General features: G+C 70.3%; 12 protein-coding genes. 6 read left to right on the forward strand and 6 right to left on the reverse strand.

All coding sequences use genetic code 11. The annotated features are described in order from the left end of the window. Nucleotides 1–4: 4 nt before the first annotated feature. Nucleotides 5–373, reverse strand: a complete 369-nt coding sequence (locus ELI80_RS07670; protein WP_136650517.1) for a response regulator — start codon at nucleotides 371–373, stop codon at nucleotides 5–7. After that, nucleotides 364–657, reverse strand: coding sequence for an STAS domain-containing protein (locus ELI80_RS07675; protein ID WP_136650518.1), 294 nt, complete (start codon nucleotides 655–657; stop codon nucleotides 364–366). The genes ELI80_RS07670 and ELI80_RS07675 overlap by 10 nt, the downstream gene beginning before the upstream one ends. Nucleotides 658–961: 304 nt before the next feature. On the opposite strand from ELI80_RS07675, the gene rpsB reads away from it, so the two are divergent. Then, the gene (rpsB, locus tag ELI80_RS07680; RefSeq protein ID WP_236641379.1) at nucleotides 962–1,765 is read left to right on the forward strand and encodes a 30S ribosomal protein S2; all 804 of its coding nucleotides are present in this window, start codon (nucleotides 962–964) and stop codon (nucleotides 1,763–1,765) included. Between the two features lie 91 nt (nucleotides 1,766–1,856). Next, on the forward strand, nucleotides 1,857–2,735 hold the full coding sequence (gene tsf, locus ELI80_RS07685; RefSeq protein WP_136650520.1) for a translation elongation factor Ts: 879 nt from the start codon (nucleotides 1,857–1,859) through the stop codon (nucleotides 2,733–2,735). Between the two features lie 110 nt (nucleotides 2,736–2,845). Here the strand turns inward: tsf and gshB are convergent, their stop codons facing one another. The 3 genes from gshB to rsmI form a co-directional block, all read right to left on the reverse strand. Continuing rightward, a complete protein-coding gene (gshB, locus tag ELI80_RS07690; RefSeq protein ID WP_136650521.1) occupies nucleotides 2,846–3,796 on the reverse strand; it encodes a glutathione synthase in 951 nt (316 codons plus the stop codon). Nucleotides 3,797–3,869: 73 nt separating this feature from the next. Next, on the reverse strand, nucleotides 3,870–4,292 hold the full coding sequence (locus ELI80_RS07695) for a YraN family protein (protein WP_136650522.1): 423 nt from the start codon (nucleotides 4,290–4,292) through the stop codon (nucleotides 3,870–3,872). Nucleotides 4,293–4,295: 3 nt separating this feature from the next. Beyond that, nucleotides 4,296–5,204: a 16S rRNA (cytidine(1402)-2'-O)-methyltransferase gene (gene rsmI, locus ELI80_RS07700; RefSeq protein WP_136650523.1), complete on the reverse strand. Its 909-nt coding sequence runs from the start codon at nucleotides 5,202–5,204 to the stop codon at nucleotides 4,296–4,298. 143 nt (nucleotides 5,205–5,347) lie between these two features. Between rsmI and ELI80_RS07705 the strand changes: the two genes are divergently transcribed. From ELI80_RS07705 to murJ, 3 genes are all read left to right on the forward strand, one after another. Further along, the gene (locus ELI80_RS07705; protein WP_136650524.1) at nucleotides 5,348–6,550 is read left to right on the forward strand and encodes a penicillin-binding protein activator; all 1,203 of its coding nucleotides are present in this window, start codon (nucleotides 5,348–5,350) and stop codon (nucleotides 6,548–6,550) included. A 59-nt stretch (nucleotides 6,551–6,609) separates the two neighbouring features. After that, a complete protein-coding gene (locus ELI80_RS07710) occupies nucleotides 6,610–9,351 on the forward strand; it encodes a [protein-PII] uridylyltransferase (protein ID WP_236641380.1) in 2,742 nt (913 codons plus the stop codon). Between the two features lie 109 nt (nucleotides 9,352–9,460). After that, a complete protein-coding gene (gene murJ, locus ELI80_RS07715; RefSeq protein ID WP_136650526.1) occupies nucleotides 9,461–11,005 on the forward strand; it encodes a murein biosynthesis integral membrane protein MurJ in 1,545 nt (514 codons plus the stop codon). 3 nt (nucleotides 11,006–11,008) lie between these two features. Here the strand turns inward: murJ and ELI80_RS07720 are convergent, their stop codons facing one another. Continuing rightward, entirely contained in the window at nucleotides 11,009–11,716 is a 708-nt protein-coding gene (locus tag ELI80_RS07720; RefSeq protein WP_136650527.1) for a rhomboid family intramembrane serine protease, read from the reverse strand. 112 nt (nucleotides 11,717–11,828) lie between these two features. Between ELI80_RS07720 and trpS the strand changes: the two genes are divergently transcribed. Beyond that, nucleotides 11,829–12,878 (forward strand): tryptophan--tRNA ligase, encoded by a 1,050-nt coding sequence (gene trpS, locus ELI80_RS07725; RefSeq protein ID WP_136650528.1) that lies wholly within the window; start codon nucleotides 11,829–11,831, stop codon nucleotides 12,876–12,878. Nucleotides 12,879–12,897 lie beyond the last annotated feature (19 nt).

The following is a 12,897-nucleotide window of genomic DNA, read 5'->3' on the forward strand; positions in this document are numbered from 1 at the left end:
CTCCTCAACCCGCGACAAGGCGAAGCGACCGGATCAGCTTGCCCGGGTCGAACGGCTTCACGATCCAGCCGGTCGCCCCGGCAGCGCGCGCCCGCTCGCGCAGCTCGGGCGCGCTTTCCGTCGTCAGGACGAGAATCGGGACCGCCCGCAGGTGGTCGATCGCGCGGACCGCGCGGATGAAGCCGAAGCCGTCGAGCCGCGGCATGTTGATGTCCGAGATGATGGCGTCGGGCCGGTCCATCTGGTCCAGAAGCTGCAGCGCGTGCAGCCCGTCGTCGGCCGTGGTGACCATCATTCCCGCCCCGACCAGCGTGATGCGGAGCGTGTCGCGGATCGTGCGGCTGTCGTCGACGGCGAGGATCTTCAGGTCCATGCGGCCGCCCCCCCGCCCCCGGGCGCCAGAAGGGCCGGGTCGACGCCGAACACCCGCAGCGCGTCGTCGAACGACGGCGAGCGCGGCTCGATCGCGAGCCGCACCCCGTCCGCCCGCCACCGCCGCGCCGCCGCGATCAGAAGCTGCAGCGCGAGCCCTCCGAGATGCCCGACCCGGCCCGCATCAAGCGTCAGGTCGCAGCCCGCGCGGGCCAAAAGGTCGCGCGCGAGCGGCCGCACCGCCGGCAGGTCCAGCCGTTCCGCAAGCACCAGCGTCGCGGTCATCGCCCGGCCTGCGACTGCCGCGCCAGATGCGCCCGATGTTGCATGATCGTCCCCCGCTTCCAGATTCGTCCTGCAGTTGTGACCGCAACGGGTTAAGTTTCGGTTGAGCGTGCCCCGCCTGCCATCGCATTGCCGGTAAAATGCCGGCCGCCCGTCGCTTGCGCGGTGCGATGAGTTGCGGTATGGGGCGCGTACTTCACAGGCAGGGGCGGGCTTGCGGACGGGAGAAATCCGTTCCGGGTCCACCGGTTGGGACGCCGCAATGCGTCCTGAATCCCCTGCCGAGGCGCAAACCGGAAAGGACATGGACATGGCGCTTCCCGATTTTTCCATGCGTCAGCTGCTCGAGGCTGGCGTTCACTACGGTCACCAGACCCAGCGCTGGAACCCGCGGATGGCCGAATACATCTACGGCGACCGCAACGGCATCCACATCTTGGACCTGACCCAGACCGTGCCCATGCTGGACGCGGCGCTGCAGGTCGTGCGCGACACCGTCGCCAAGGGCGGGCGCGTCCTGTTCGTCGGCACCAAGCGGCAGGCGCAGCGCGCCGTGGCCGAAGCGGCCGAGAAATCCGCACAGTTCTACATGAACCACCGGTGGCTCGGCGGCACGCTGACCAACTGGAAGACCGTCTCGCAGTCGATCCAGCGCCTCAAGCAGATCGACGAGGCGATGGAACAGGGCGCCGAGGGCCTGACCAAGAAAGAGCGTCTGGGCATGGAGCGCGAGCAGGCCAAGCTGCAGGCGAGCCTGGGCGGCATCCGCGACATGGGCGGCCTGCCGGACCTGCTGTTCGTCATCGACGTGACGAAGGAGGACCTCGCGGTCCTGGAAGCCAACAAGCTGGGCATCCCGGTCGTGGCGATCGTCGACACCAACGCCTCGCCCAAGGGCGTGGACTACGTCATCCCCGGCAACGACGACGCGGCCCGCGCGATCGCGCTGTACTGCGACCTGGTCGCCCGCGCGGCGCTCGACGGCATGTCGGCGCAGATGGGGGCCGCGGGCGTGGACCTCGGCGCGCTGACCGACGCCCCGGCCGAGGATCTGGACGATCTGCCCGACGCCGCGACCGGCGAATCGGCCGAGAGCGTCTCGGCCTGACCTGCCACGGATGATGCGCCCGCGTCATCCGAACGTCATCGGGCGGGGCCAGGTCCCGCCCGTCCCACACCGATATTCAGGAGAGTCACCGATGGCCGTTACCGCCGCGATGGTGAAGGAACTGCGCGAGTCCACTGGCGCAGGCATGATGGACGCCAAGAAGGCGCTGACCGAAACGAACGGCGACATGGAGGCGGCGGTCGACTGGCTGCGGACCAAAGGCCTGGCGAAGGCCGCCAAGAAGTCGGGCCGCGTCGCGGCCGAGGGCCTGGTGGCCGTCGCCGTCAAGGACGGCAAGGGCATCGCGGTCGAGGTGAACTCGGAAACCGACTTCGTCGCCAAGAACGTCGACTTCCAGAACATGGTCCGCAGCATCGCGGAAGCCGGGCTTGCGGTCGATACGGTCGAGGCGCTGAACGACGCGCAGGTCGGCGGCAAGCCGGTCTCGGAAGTCCTGACCGACGCGATCGCGCGCATCGGCGAGAACATGTCGCTGCGCCGCCTGGTGTCGGTCAGCGGCGACCAGGTCGTGAGCTACGTCCACAACGCGGCCGCCGAGGGCATGGGCAAGATCGGCGTGCTGGTCGCGCTGAAGGGCGACAACACGGAAATCGGCCGCCAGATCGCGATGCACATCGCGGCGACGAACCCGGCCTCGCTGTCGCAGGACGACCTCGACCCGGCGCTGATCGAGCGCGAGAAGTCGGTCCTGACCGAGCAGGCGCGCGAATCGGGCAAGTCGGACGCGGTGATCGAGAAGATGATCGTGGGCCGGATGGCGAAGTTCTTCGAGGAGGTGACGCTTCTGGGCCAGAAGTTCGTCATCAACCCCGACCTGACGGTCGCCGAGGCGGCCAGGCAGGCGGGCGTCGAGGTGGTGGGGTACGCCCGCGTCGAGGTCGGCGAAGGCATCGAGAAGAAGCAGGAAGACTTCGCGGCGGAAGTGGCGAAGACGCTCGGCGGCAACTGATCCGCCATCGCGGCTGAAACGACGAACGCCGGCCCGCGAGGGCCGGCGTTTGTCGCAAGTGAAGCATCGCCGCCCAGTCGCGCGCGACCGCTGGACCGTGGCGACGGAAATCAGCCCCGCGGAGATCGGCGCCGCTCGATCGCCTCCCAGATCAGCGCGGCGGCATTGACGCCGTCGAAGCGCTCCAGCTCCTGGATGCCGGTGGGCGAGGTCACGTTGATCTCGGTCAGCCAGCCGTCGATGACGTCGATGCCGACGAAGATCTGGCCCTTGTCGCGCAGGACGGGGCCGATCCGGGCGCAGATCTCGCGCTCGCGGTCGGTCAGCCCGACCTTCTCGGGGCGGCCGCCCACGTGCATGTTCGACCGCGCCTCGCCAGCCGCGGGCACGCGGTTGATGGCGCCGACCGGCTCGCCGTCCACCAGGATGATCCGCTTGTCCCCCTTGACGACGGCGGGCAGGTACTTCTGCGCGATCATCGGCTCGCGGTTGATGCCGGCAAACGTCTCCAGCAGCGACGACAGATTCGGGTCGTCAGGCCGAAGGTGGAAGACGCCCGCCCCGCCGTTGCCGTAGAGCGGCTTCAGGATGATGTCGCCGTGACGTTCCCGGAAGGCCCGGATCGCGCCCGGATCGCGCGCGATCATCGTCGGCGGCGTGAGGTCGGGGAAGTCGAGGACCAGCAGCTTTTCGGGATGGTTGCGGACCCAGAAGGGGTCGTTGACGACCAGCACCTGACCGTGGATCCGGTCGAGAAGATGGGTGGAGGTGACATAGGCCATGTCGAAGGGCGGATCCTGGCGCAGCCATACCACGTCGAAATCGGTCAGGTTCACGTGGACCCAATCGCCAAAGCTCACGTGCCTGCCGTGTTCCCCCCGCAATTCGACCGAGCGCCCGACCGCCCGGACCCGCCCTTCGTCGAAGTAGAGCCGGTCGACCGTGTACTGAAACAGCCTGTGGCCGCGCGCCTGCGCCTCGATCCCGATGCGGAATGTCGAGTCGGCGGTGATCGAGACATGTTCGATCGGGTCCATCTGCAGGGCGACGTGCAGGCTCATCAGGGGCACTCCATCAGTGTCGGCACGGTTGTTGCCCGCGCGCGCAGCCGATGCAAGCAAGGCGGACGGCCGGTCAGTGCTGCCCGAAGGCGTTCTCGACGATCTCCACGCAGCCGCTGTCGTCCACCAGCGCGGCGTCGAAGCGCATTTCGGTCAGCGACCCGGTGGGCAGCCCCTCGCAGAACTCAAGCGCCGCGTTGCAGATGCGGTCCATCTGCCGGCGCCCGAGCCGCTCGGCCGCCATGTCGATGGTCGCGGATTTCTTGACCTCGACGAAGACGACCCCGGTTCCCTCGCGCAGGATCAGGTCGATCTCGCCCGAGAGGCCGCGCCAGCGACGGGCCAGGATCTCGCAGCCGAGTGCCGCGTAATGTCCTTCGACCAGCCGTTCGGCGGCGGCGCCGGAGGCCTGCGCGGACAGCCCGCGCGCGACCTTCGCCGTGCGATGCGCCCGACCACGCGGGGCATGAAGGCTGTCGAAGTCGAGCTGTTCCATCCGTTACCCCCGGTCATCGCGACCCATTTCCACCGCCAGCGCGTAGGCCAGCTTTCGCGCGACGCCATGTTCCGCCGCCACTTCGGCGGCCGCGTCGCGCACCGACATCCGGTCCAGCCGCGCGGCCAGTGCACCACGCAGGACGTCGTCGTCCACGACCACCTGCGCGGGCGGCGCGAGCAGGATCACCACCTCGCCCCGCAACCCCTCGTCGGGGATCCGCGCAGCCAGTTCGGCGGCGGTGCCCCGCAGCACCTCTTCGAATTTCTTCGTCAGTTCCCTGCAGATCACCGTAACCCGATTCGCCTCAATCTCGCACAACTCTCCCAATGTTTGCTTAACGCGCCTCGGGCTGTCGAACATGACGACGGTCGCGCGCACGGCGGCGATGTCGGCCAGCCAGCTTCGCCGGGCTCCCCTGGCGGACGGCACGAAACCCGCGAACATGAACCGGTCGGTCGGCAGGCCCGCGACCGTGAGCGCCGCGAGCAGCGCCGACGCGCCGGGGGCCGCGTGGATCGGCAGCCCGTCGTCCGCCGCCCGTCGCGACAGCGCGAAGCCCGGGTCCGCGATCAGCGGGGTTCCCGCGTCGGACGCGTAGGCAACCGAGCGGCCGTCGCGGACCGCCTGCAGGATCGTCCGGGCGCTGCCTTCCGCATTGTGGTCGTGGTGGGCGAGGATGCGGCGTCCCCCCAGCGGGATGCCGTGGATCGACATCAGGTGGCGCAGCGTGCGCGTGTCCTCGGCCGCGAGCAGGTCCGCCGCGCCCAGGATGTCCAGCGCGCGGAGCGTGATGTCGCGCGCGTTCCCGATCGGCGTCGCGACCAGGTAGAGGCCGGGCGCCAGCGGCTGCCCCGACACCGCCTGACCGTGGTCCGGCACCGTTCCGGGCCGGTCTTCGTCGTCCTGCATCGTCCCGCCCTTCCGCCGGCCCACCCCGCCCAACCACCTCGCCGTCCCTGCGTATTCCGCCCGGCAGGGCAGGTTGCCAGCAAAGCCCCGTTGTGGCTACCCTGCGCGGGCAGCGTTGCCCACCCTATTGTCAGGACCAGAACATGACCGATCTCGCCCTTCGCCCCGGCCTGTCGCGCCTGTCCCGCCCGCTCATGCGGGTCGCGGCCTTCGTCTCGCTCGCGTTTCTCGCCGCCTGCGACACGACCGGCACCGGCGTCGCAAGCGGACCTCAGACCGGCCCCATGATCGACCCGAGCCAGCCGGTGCCCGTCGCGCTGCTGGTGCCGGGCGGCGGCGAAAGCGCCGAGCTGGACCGGATCGCCCGGTCGATCGTGAACTCGGCAAAGATGGCGGCGGCCGACGCGCAGGGCGCCCGGATCGACCTGCGCGTCTACGAGACCGGGTCGGACCCCGCGCTGGCGGCCGCGCGCGCGAACGAGGCGGTGGCCGCGGGTGCCAAGATCATCGTCGGCCCGCTGCATGCGGATTCCGCCAACGCGGCCGGCCAGGCGGTCCGGGGGCAGGTCAACGTGCTGTCGTTCTCGAATAACGCCGACATCGCGGGCGGCAACGTCTTCGTGCTGGGCAACACCTTCTACAATACCGCCGACCGGCTGATCGGCTACGGCGTCCGCCAGGGCAAGCGCCGGGTGCTGGTCGTGGCCGAGGACGACGTCTCGGGCCAGATCGGCGCCGCCGCGATCGAGGCGGCGATCGCCCGCAACCGCGCCACGCTCGCCGGCAAGGCGGTCCACCCGGTGTCGGAACAGGGCATCGACGGGATCGTGCCGCAGGTGGCCGCGATCGCGCAGGCGCGGCAGGCGGACGCCATCTTCATGACCGCGAACTCGCCGTCGGTCCTGCCCTACCTGACCGACGCGCTGGCCCGGAACGGGGTCACCTCGAACTCGGTCCAGCTGATGGGGCTGACGCGGTGGGACGTGCCGGCGTCGCGGCTGCAGCTGCCGGGCGTGCAGGGCGGCTGGTTCGCGGTGCCCGACCTGCCCCGCATCGCCCAGTTCTCGCAGCGCTACCGGAGCGCCTACGGCGAGGCGCCGCACGAGCTCGGCGCGCTCGGCTACGATGCCGTGTCGGCGATCGCGTCGCTGGCACAGGCGGGCCGGGCCAACGCGCTGACCACGGCCGGGCTGACCTCGGGCAACGGCTTCCAGGGGGTCAGCGGCGTGTTCCGGCTGCGTCCCGACGGCACCAACCAGCGCGGGCTGTCGGTCGCCACGATCCGCGGCAACCAGCTGGTGATCGTCGATCCCGCGCCGCGCAGCTTCGGCGGCGCCGGGTTCTGAGGCGCGATCCGGCCTTGCCCGACCGCGCGGCATCCCAACCCGCCCAGAGCGCCCCGGCATTGCCCGGGGCGCATCCGCTTTTCGACCCCGAGCGCTTCATCCCGACGCTGGACGCGGCGCTGCGCGGCCTCACCGATCCGCGCGACATCCGCACCGCCGCCGTGGCGCATCTTGCGCCCGCGCGGGCCGAGGCGATGGCCGACGTGCTGGCGGGCTTCGCCGCCCACCCCCGCGCCGCGCGCGAGACGGTACGCGCCATCGCCGCGGTGACCGACGCGGTCGTGAGCGCGGTCCACCACGTCGCCGTCACCTGCCTGCACCCCCAGCACAGCCAGACCACCAACGAACGGCTGGCCGTGGTCGCGGTCGGCGGCTACGGCCGGGCCGAGATGGCGCCCCATTCCGACGTGGACCTGCTGTTCCTGACCCCGTGGAAGCCGTCGGGCTGGGCCGAGGGCGCGATCGAATCGATCCTCTACATGCTCTGGGACCTCAAGCTGAAGGTCGGCCAGGCGACGCGGTCGATCGACGAATGCCTGCGGCTGGGCGAGGCCGACATGACCATCCGCACCAGCCTGCTGGAACACCGCCTCGTCTGCGGCGACGCGCTGACGGCCGAGGAACTGCGCGCCCGGCTCGGGCCCGAGCTGTTCGAGCGCACGGTCCCCGCGTTCATCGAGGCGAAGCTTGCCGAACGCGACGCCCGGCACCGGAAGCAGGGCGGCCAGCGCTACGTGCTGGAACCGAACGTGAAGGAGGGGAAGGGCGGCTTGCGCGATCTCCAGACGCTCTACTGGATCGCGAAGTACATCAACCGCGTGGACCGGGCGGTCGAGCTGGTGGACCTGGGCTTCTTCACCCGGGACGAGCACGCGACGTTCTGGAACGCCGAGGATTTCCTGTGGGCCGTGCGCTGCCACCTGCACCTGATCGCGGGGCGCGCGGTCGACGTGCTCAGCTTCGACATGCAGGTCGAGGTGGCGCGGCGGATGGGCTACGCGGACAGCCACGGCAGGCGGGCCGTGGAGATCTTCATGCAGGACTATTTCCGCCACGCGACGCGGGTGGGCGACCTGACGCGGGTGTTCCTGACCGCCTTGGAAACCCGCCACCTGTACCGCGCGCCGCTGTCGCGGTTCCTGCGCCGCCGGCGGAAGCTGCGCGAGGGGTTCAGGGTGCTGAACGGCCGCCTGACCATCGCCGACCCCGACCTGTTCCGCCGCGATCCGCTGAACATCCTGCGCCTGTTCGAGGAGGCGGTCCGGACCGGCATCCTGATCCACCCCGACGCGATGCGGGCCGTCACCTCGAACCTCGACCTGATCGACGAGCGGATGCGGTCCAACCGCGAGGCGGTGCAGATCTTCGTCGACGTGCTGCTGCGCCACGGCGACCCGGAACGCGCGCTTCGCCGCATGAACGAGCTGAACGTGCTCGGCGCCTTCATCCCCGAGTTCGAGCGGATCGTGGCGATGATGCAGTTCAACGTCTATCACCACTACACGGTGGACGAGCACCTGATCCAGTGCGTGGCCGCCCTGTCCGCGATCGAGAAGGGCGAGGAGGACGCCACCCTGCCCATCGTGACCGAGATCATGAGGGGCAAGGTCAATCGCCGCGTCATCTACCTGGCGGTGCTGCTTCACGACATCGGCAAGGGCCTGCCCGAGGACCACTCCATCATCGGCGCGCAGATGGCGCGGCGGGTCTGCGCGCGGCTCGGGCTGCCGGCGGGCGAGATCGAGACGGTGGAGTGGCTGGTCCGCAGCCACCTCCTGATGTCCGACATCGCGCAGAAACGCGACATCGGCGACCGGCGCACGCTTCGCGACTTCGCCAAGGCGGTCAAGACCCGCAAGCGACTGGACCTGCTGCTGATCCTGACGGTGTGCGACATCCGCGGCGTCGGTCCGGGCACCTGGAACAACTGGAAGGCAGACCTGCTGCGAAATCTCTACGCCGCCACCGCCGCGGCGCTGGAAAGCGGGCTCGAGGAGGTGAACCGGGACCAGCAGGTCGATGAATCGCGCCGCAGCCTGCGCCACCTCCTCATCGCGAAGGGGTGGGAGCCGCGGGCGATCAAGGCCGAGATGGGGCGCCACTACGACACCTACTGGCAGGGCCTGCCCGCCGACACCCAGGCGGTATTCGCAGGGCTGCTGGCCGAGGCCGGCCCGAACGACATCGGCATCGACCTGCACCCCGACACCGCGCGCGATGCGACCCGCGCGGCCTTCGTGCTGGCCGACCATCCCGGCATCTTCTCGCGCCTCGCCGGCGCGCTGGCGCTGGTCGGCGCCAACATCGTGGACGCGCGCACCTACACGACCCGGGACGGCTACGCGACCGCGGTGTTCTGGCTTCAGGACGAGCAGGGCCACCCCTACGCCGCCGACCGCCTGCCCCGCCTGAGCAAGATGATCGACCGCACGCTGGCCGGAGAGGTCGTCCCGCGCGAGGCGTTCGCCGACCGCGACCGGATGAAGAAGCGCGAGCGCGCCTTCCGCTTCCCGACCCACGTCACATTCGACAACGAGGGGTCGGACATCTACACCATCATCGAGGTCGATACCCGCGACCGCCCGGGCCTGCTCTACGACCTGACGCGGACGCTCGCCGCGAACCACATCCGCATCGCCAGCGCCGTGATCGCCACCTTCGGGGCGCAGGTCGTGGACAGCTTCTACGTCAAGGACAGCTTCGGCCTGAAGCTGCACCAGCAATCCCGCCGCGACGCGCTGGAGCGCAAGCTGCGCGCCGCGATCGCGCAGGGGGCCGAGCGCGCGAGGGACGTGGGCTGAGAAGCGCCAACCGCCGCCACGGCAGCCTTGCCCCCGCGCCCGCGCACTTCTATCCCCCGTCCCGTTCGGCGGGCGTGATGCGGCCGGCCATGCGAGGGACCGCGCCACGATGAAACCGATCCGCCTGATCTCGGGCTTCCTGACGGTGGGCAGCTGGACGCTCGCCAGCCGCGTGGTGGGGTTCGCGCGCGACATCCTGATCGCGGCCTTCCTCGGCACCGGCCCCATCGCCGAGGCGTATCTGGTCGCCTTCTCGCTGCCCAACATGTTCCGCCGCTTCTTCGCGGAAGGGGCGTTCAACACCGCCTTCGTGCCGATCTTCGCCAAGAAGCTGGAATCGGGCGACGACCCCCGCCGCTTCGCCGAGGATGCGTTCGCGGGCCTGTTCGGCGTGGTGCTGGTCGTGTCGGTGATCGCGACCATCGCGATGCCGTGGCTCGTCCTTGCCATGGCATCGGGCTTCGTGGGGGACGAACGCTACCCGCTCGCGGTGATCTACGGGCGGATCTGCTTTCCCTACATCCTGTTCATGTCGCTGACGGCGCTGCTGTCGGGCCTGTTGAACGCGGGCGGGCGCTTCGTCGCGGCCGCGGCGGCGCCGGTGCTGATGAACGTGGTCCTGATCGCGGCGATGCTGATGGCGGACCGGTTCGGCTGGGACATGGGGCTGGCGATGGCGTGGTCGACGCCGGTGTCGGGGCTGGTGCAGCTGGCGACGGTCTGGGTCGCGGCCAGGCGGATGGGGTTTCCGCTGCGGCTGCGGCTGCCGCGGATGACGCCGGACCTGCGGCGGCTTCTCGCGATCGCGGCGCCTGCGGTGCTGGCGGGCGGGGTCGTGCAGGTGAACCTGCTGGTCGGGCGGCAGGTCGCGTCGTTCTACGAGGGCGCGATCGGCTGGCTGAACTACGCCGACCGGCTGTACCAGCTGCCGCTGGGCGTCGTCGCCATCGCCATCGGCGTGGTGCTGCTGCCCGACATCTCCCGCCGGCTCAAGGCCGGGGACGAGGCCGGGGGCCGCGACGCCTACAACCGCGCGACCGAATTCGCGCTGCTGCTGACCGTGCCCTGCGCGGTGGCGCTGGCGGTGGCGGCGCATCCGCTGATCTCGGTCCTGTTCGGGCGCGGCGCGTTCGACGAAGCCGACATCGGCCCGACCGCGCTCGTGCTCGCCATCTATGCCGTGGGCCTGCCCGCCTTCACGCTGCAGAAGGTGCAGCAGCCGCTGTTCTTCGCGCGCGAGGATACGCGCACCCCGTTCCGCTATGCGCTGTGGTCGATGGCGATCAACGCGATCGTGGCGATCGGGCTGTCGCCGGTGATCGGCTATGCCGCGGCGGCTCTCGGGACGACGGTCGCGGGCTGGACCATGGCCGCGCAGCTGTGGTGGGGCAGCCGCGCCTTCGGGGCGGCGGCCCGCTTCGACGACCGGATGCGGCGCACCCTGCCGCGGATCGTGGCGGCATCGGCGGTGATGGGCGCGGGCGTCCTTGCGATGATGCACCTGCTGGGCCCCGCCCTGCAGTCGCCGGGCCACCGCTACGCGGCGCTGGCAGTCCTCGTGTTCGGCGGCATGGCGATCTACGCGGCCGCGGCGCTCGTCTTCGGCGCGGTGCGGGTGGCCGACCTGCGCGGGCAGCTCAGGCGGCGGAGGTGAGGCCTAGCGGTGCCGGATGCGCTCGCGCACGTCGCGCAGGCCGCCCGGCACCAGCAGGAACGACAGCGCGAAGCCGGTGACGAAGCCCGCGATCTCGGCCACCCAGGCATAGCCGGCGTTCCCGAACAGAAGCCCGAACACCAGCTGGAACGCGAGCAGCAGGCCCACCAGCGAGAACGCCCGCAGGCGGTTCGCGTTCTCTTGCCCAAGCCGCGTCCACAGAAGGAAGGTGAACGCGCCGAGAAGCCCGTAGACGCCGGGATAGCCGCCGACCAGCAGCCCGAACTCGACCGCGGGCAGCAGCGCCGCGCCAAGGGTGAAGACCACCGCCCCGGCCACGCTCGCGCCCGCGAAGATGGCCAGCACCGCAGCCGGGCGGATCTGCTGCGCGACCATGTTGCCGAGCGCGAGCAGGAAGACCGTCACGAACACCGCGTGGGTGGCCGAGTAGTGGACGAACGGGTAGCTGAGCAGCCGGTAGAGCTGCACCCCCGGCTCGCCCCACTGCCACATCCGCAGGAACATCTCGGGCGCGACGGCGGTGCGTTCGACCCAGAGCTGGCGCAGGACGCCGCCCGCATACCGGCCGCCGCCGATGAAGCCCGCCTGCGCCAGGCCGAACGCCGCCTCGGACAGGATGATCGGCAGGGCCAGCATCCAGACCACCGGCGGCACGGGGTTCAGCGGGTTTTCATCGTAGCCTGGGCGCATGGGTCGTCGTCCTTCGTCGGGCGAGGTTCGCGGCAATGAGGCGGGGCGCGGTTGCGCCCGTCCGGGGTGAGGGGTAATCCGCCGGAAGCAGTTTTCCAAGCAGGCAGCGCCCATGTCCCTCGCCCCCGCCTCCGGCCCCGCATCCGCCACCGCCTTCACCCCCCGCGTCTTTTCCGGCATCCAGCCGTCGGGCGGGCTAACGCTGGGCAACTATCTCGGCGCGCTGAAGCGCTTTGCCGGTTATCAGGGCGGGGGGGCCGAGACGATCTATTGCCTTGTCGATCTGCACGCGCTGACCGTCTGGCAAGATCCCGAACGCCTGCGCCAGCAGACCCGCGAGGCGGCGGCGGCCTTCATGGCGGCGGGCATCGATCCCGCCCGCTCGATCCTCTTCAACCAGAGCGCGGTTCCCGCCCATGCCGAGCTGGCCTGGCTGCTGTCGTGCGTGGCGCGGGTCGGCTGGATGGACCGGATGACCCAATTCAAGGACAAGGGCGGCAGGGATCGCGAGCGGGTCAGCCTTGGTCTTTATGCCTATCCGGCGCTGATGGCGGCGGACATCCTCGCCTATCGCGCCACTGCCGTGCCCGTCGGCGAGGACCAGAAGCAGCACCTGGAACTGACCCGCGACATCGCGGCCAAGTTCAACCACGACTACGGCGTGGATTTCTTTCCGCTGACCGAGCCGGTGATCGAGGGCGCGGCGACCCGCGTGATGTCGCTGCGCGACGGGACGAAGAAGATGTCGAAGTCCGACCCTTCGGACGCGAGCCGGATCAACCTGTCCGACGACGCCGACACCATCGCCCAGAAGATCCGCAAGGCCCGCACCGACGCCGAGCCGCTTCCCGGCTCGATGGAGGGGCTGAAGGACCGGCCCGAGGCGCGGAACCTCGTCAACATCTTCGCGGCGCTGACGGATGAAAGCCCCGACGCGATCTGCGCCCGGTTCGAGGGCCAGGGCTTCGGCGCCTTCAAGCCGGCGCTCGCGGACGCGGCGGTTGCGCACCTTGCGCCGATCACCGGCCGCATGAACGACCTGATGCGCGACCCGGCCGAACTGGACCGCATCCTGCGCGACGGCGCGGCCCGCGCGGACGTGATCTCGGCCCCCATCGTCGAGGAAACGCGGCGCATCATGGGGATGATCCCGAAGCGCTGAAGGGGGGCGCGCCCCAAGG

The organism is Paracoccus aeridis (genome assembly GCF_004923205.2).
GTDB classification, from domain to species: Bacteria; Pseudomonadota; Alphaproteobacteria; order Rhodobacterales; family Rhodobacteraceae; genus Paracoccus; species Paracoccus aeridis.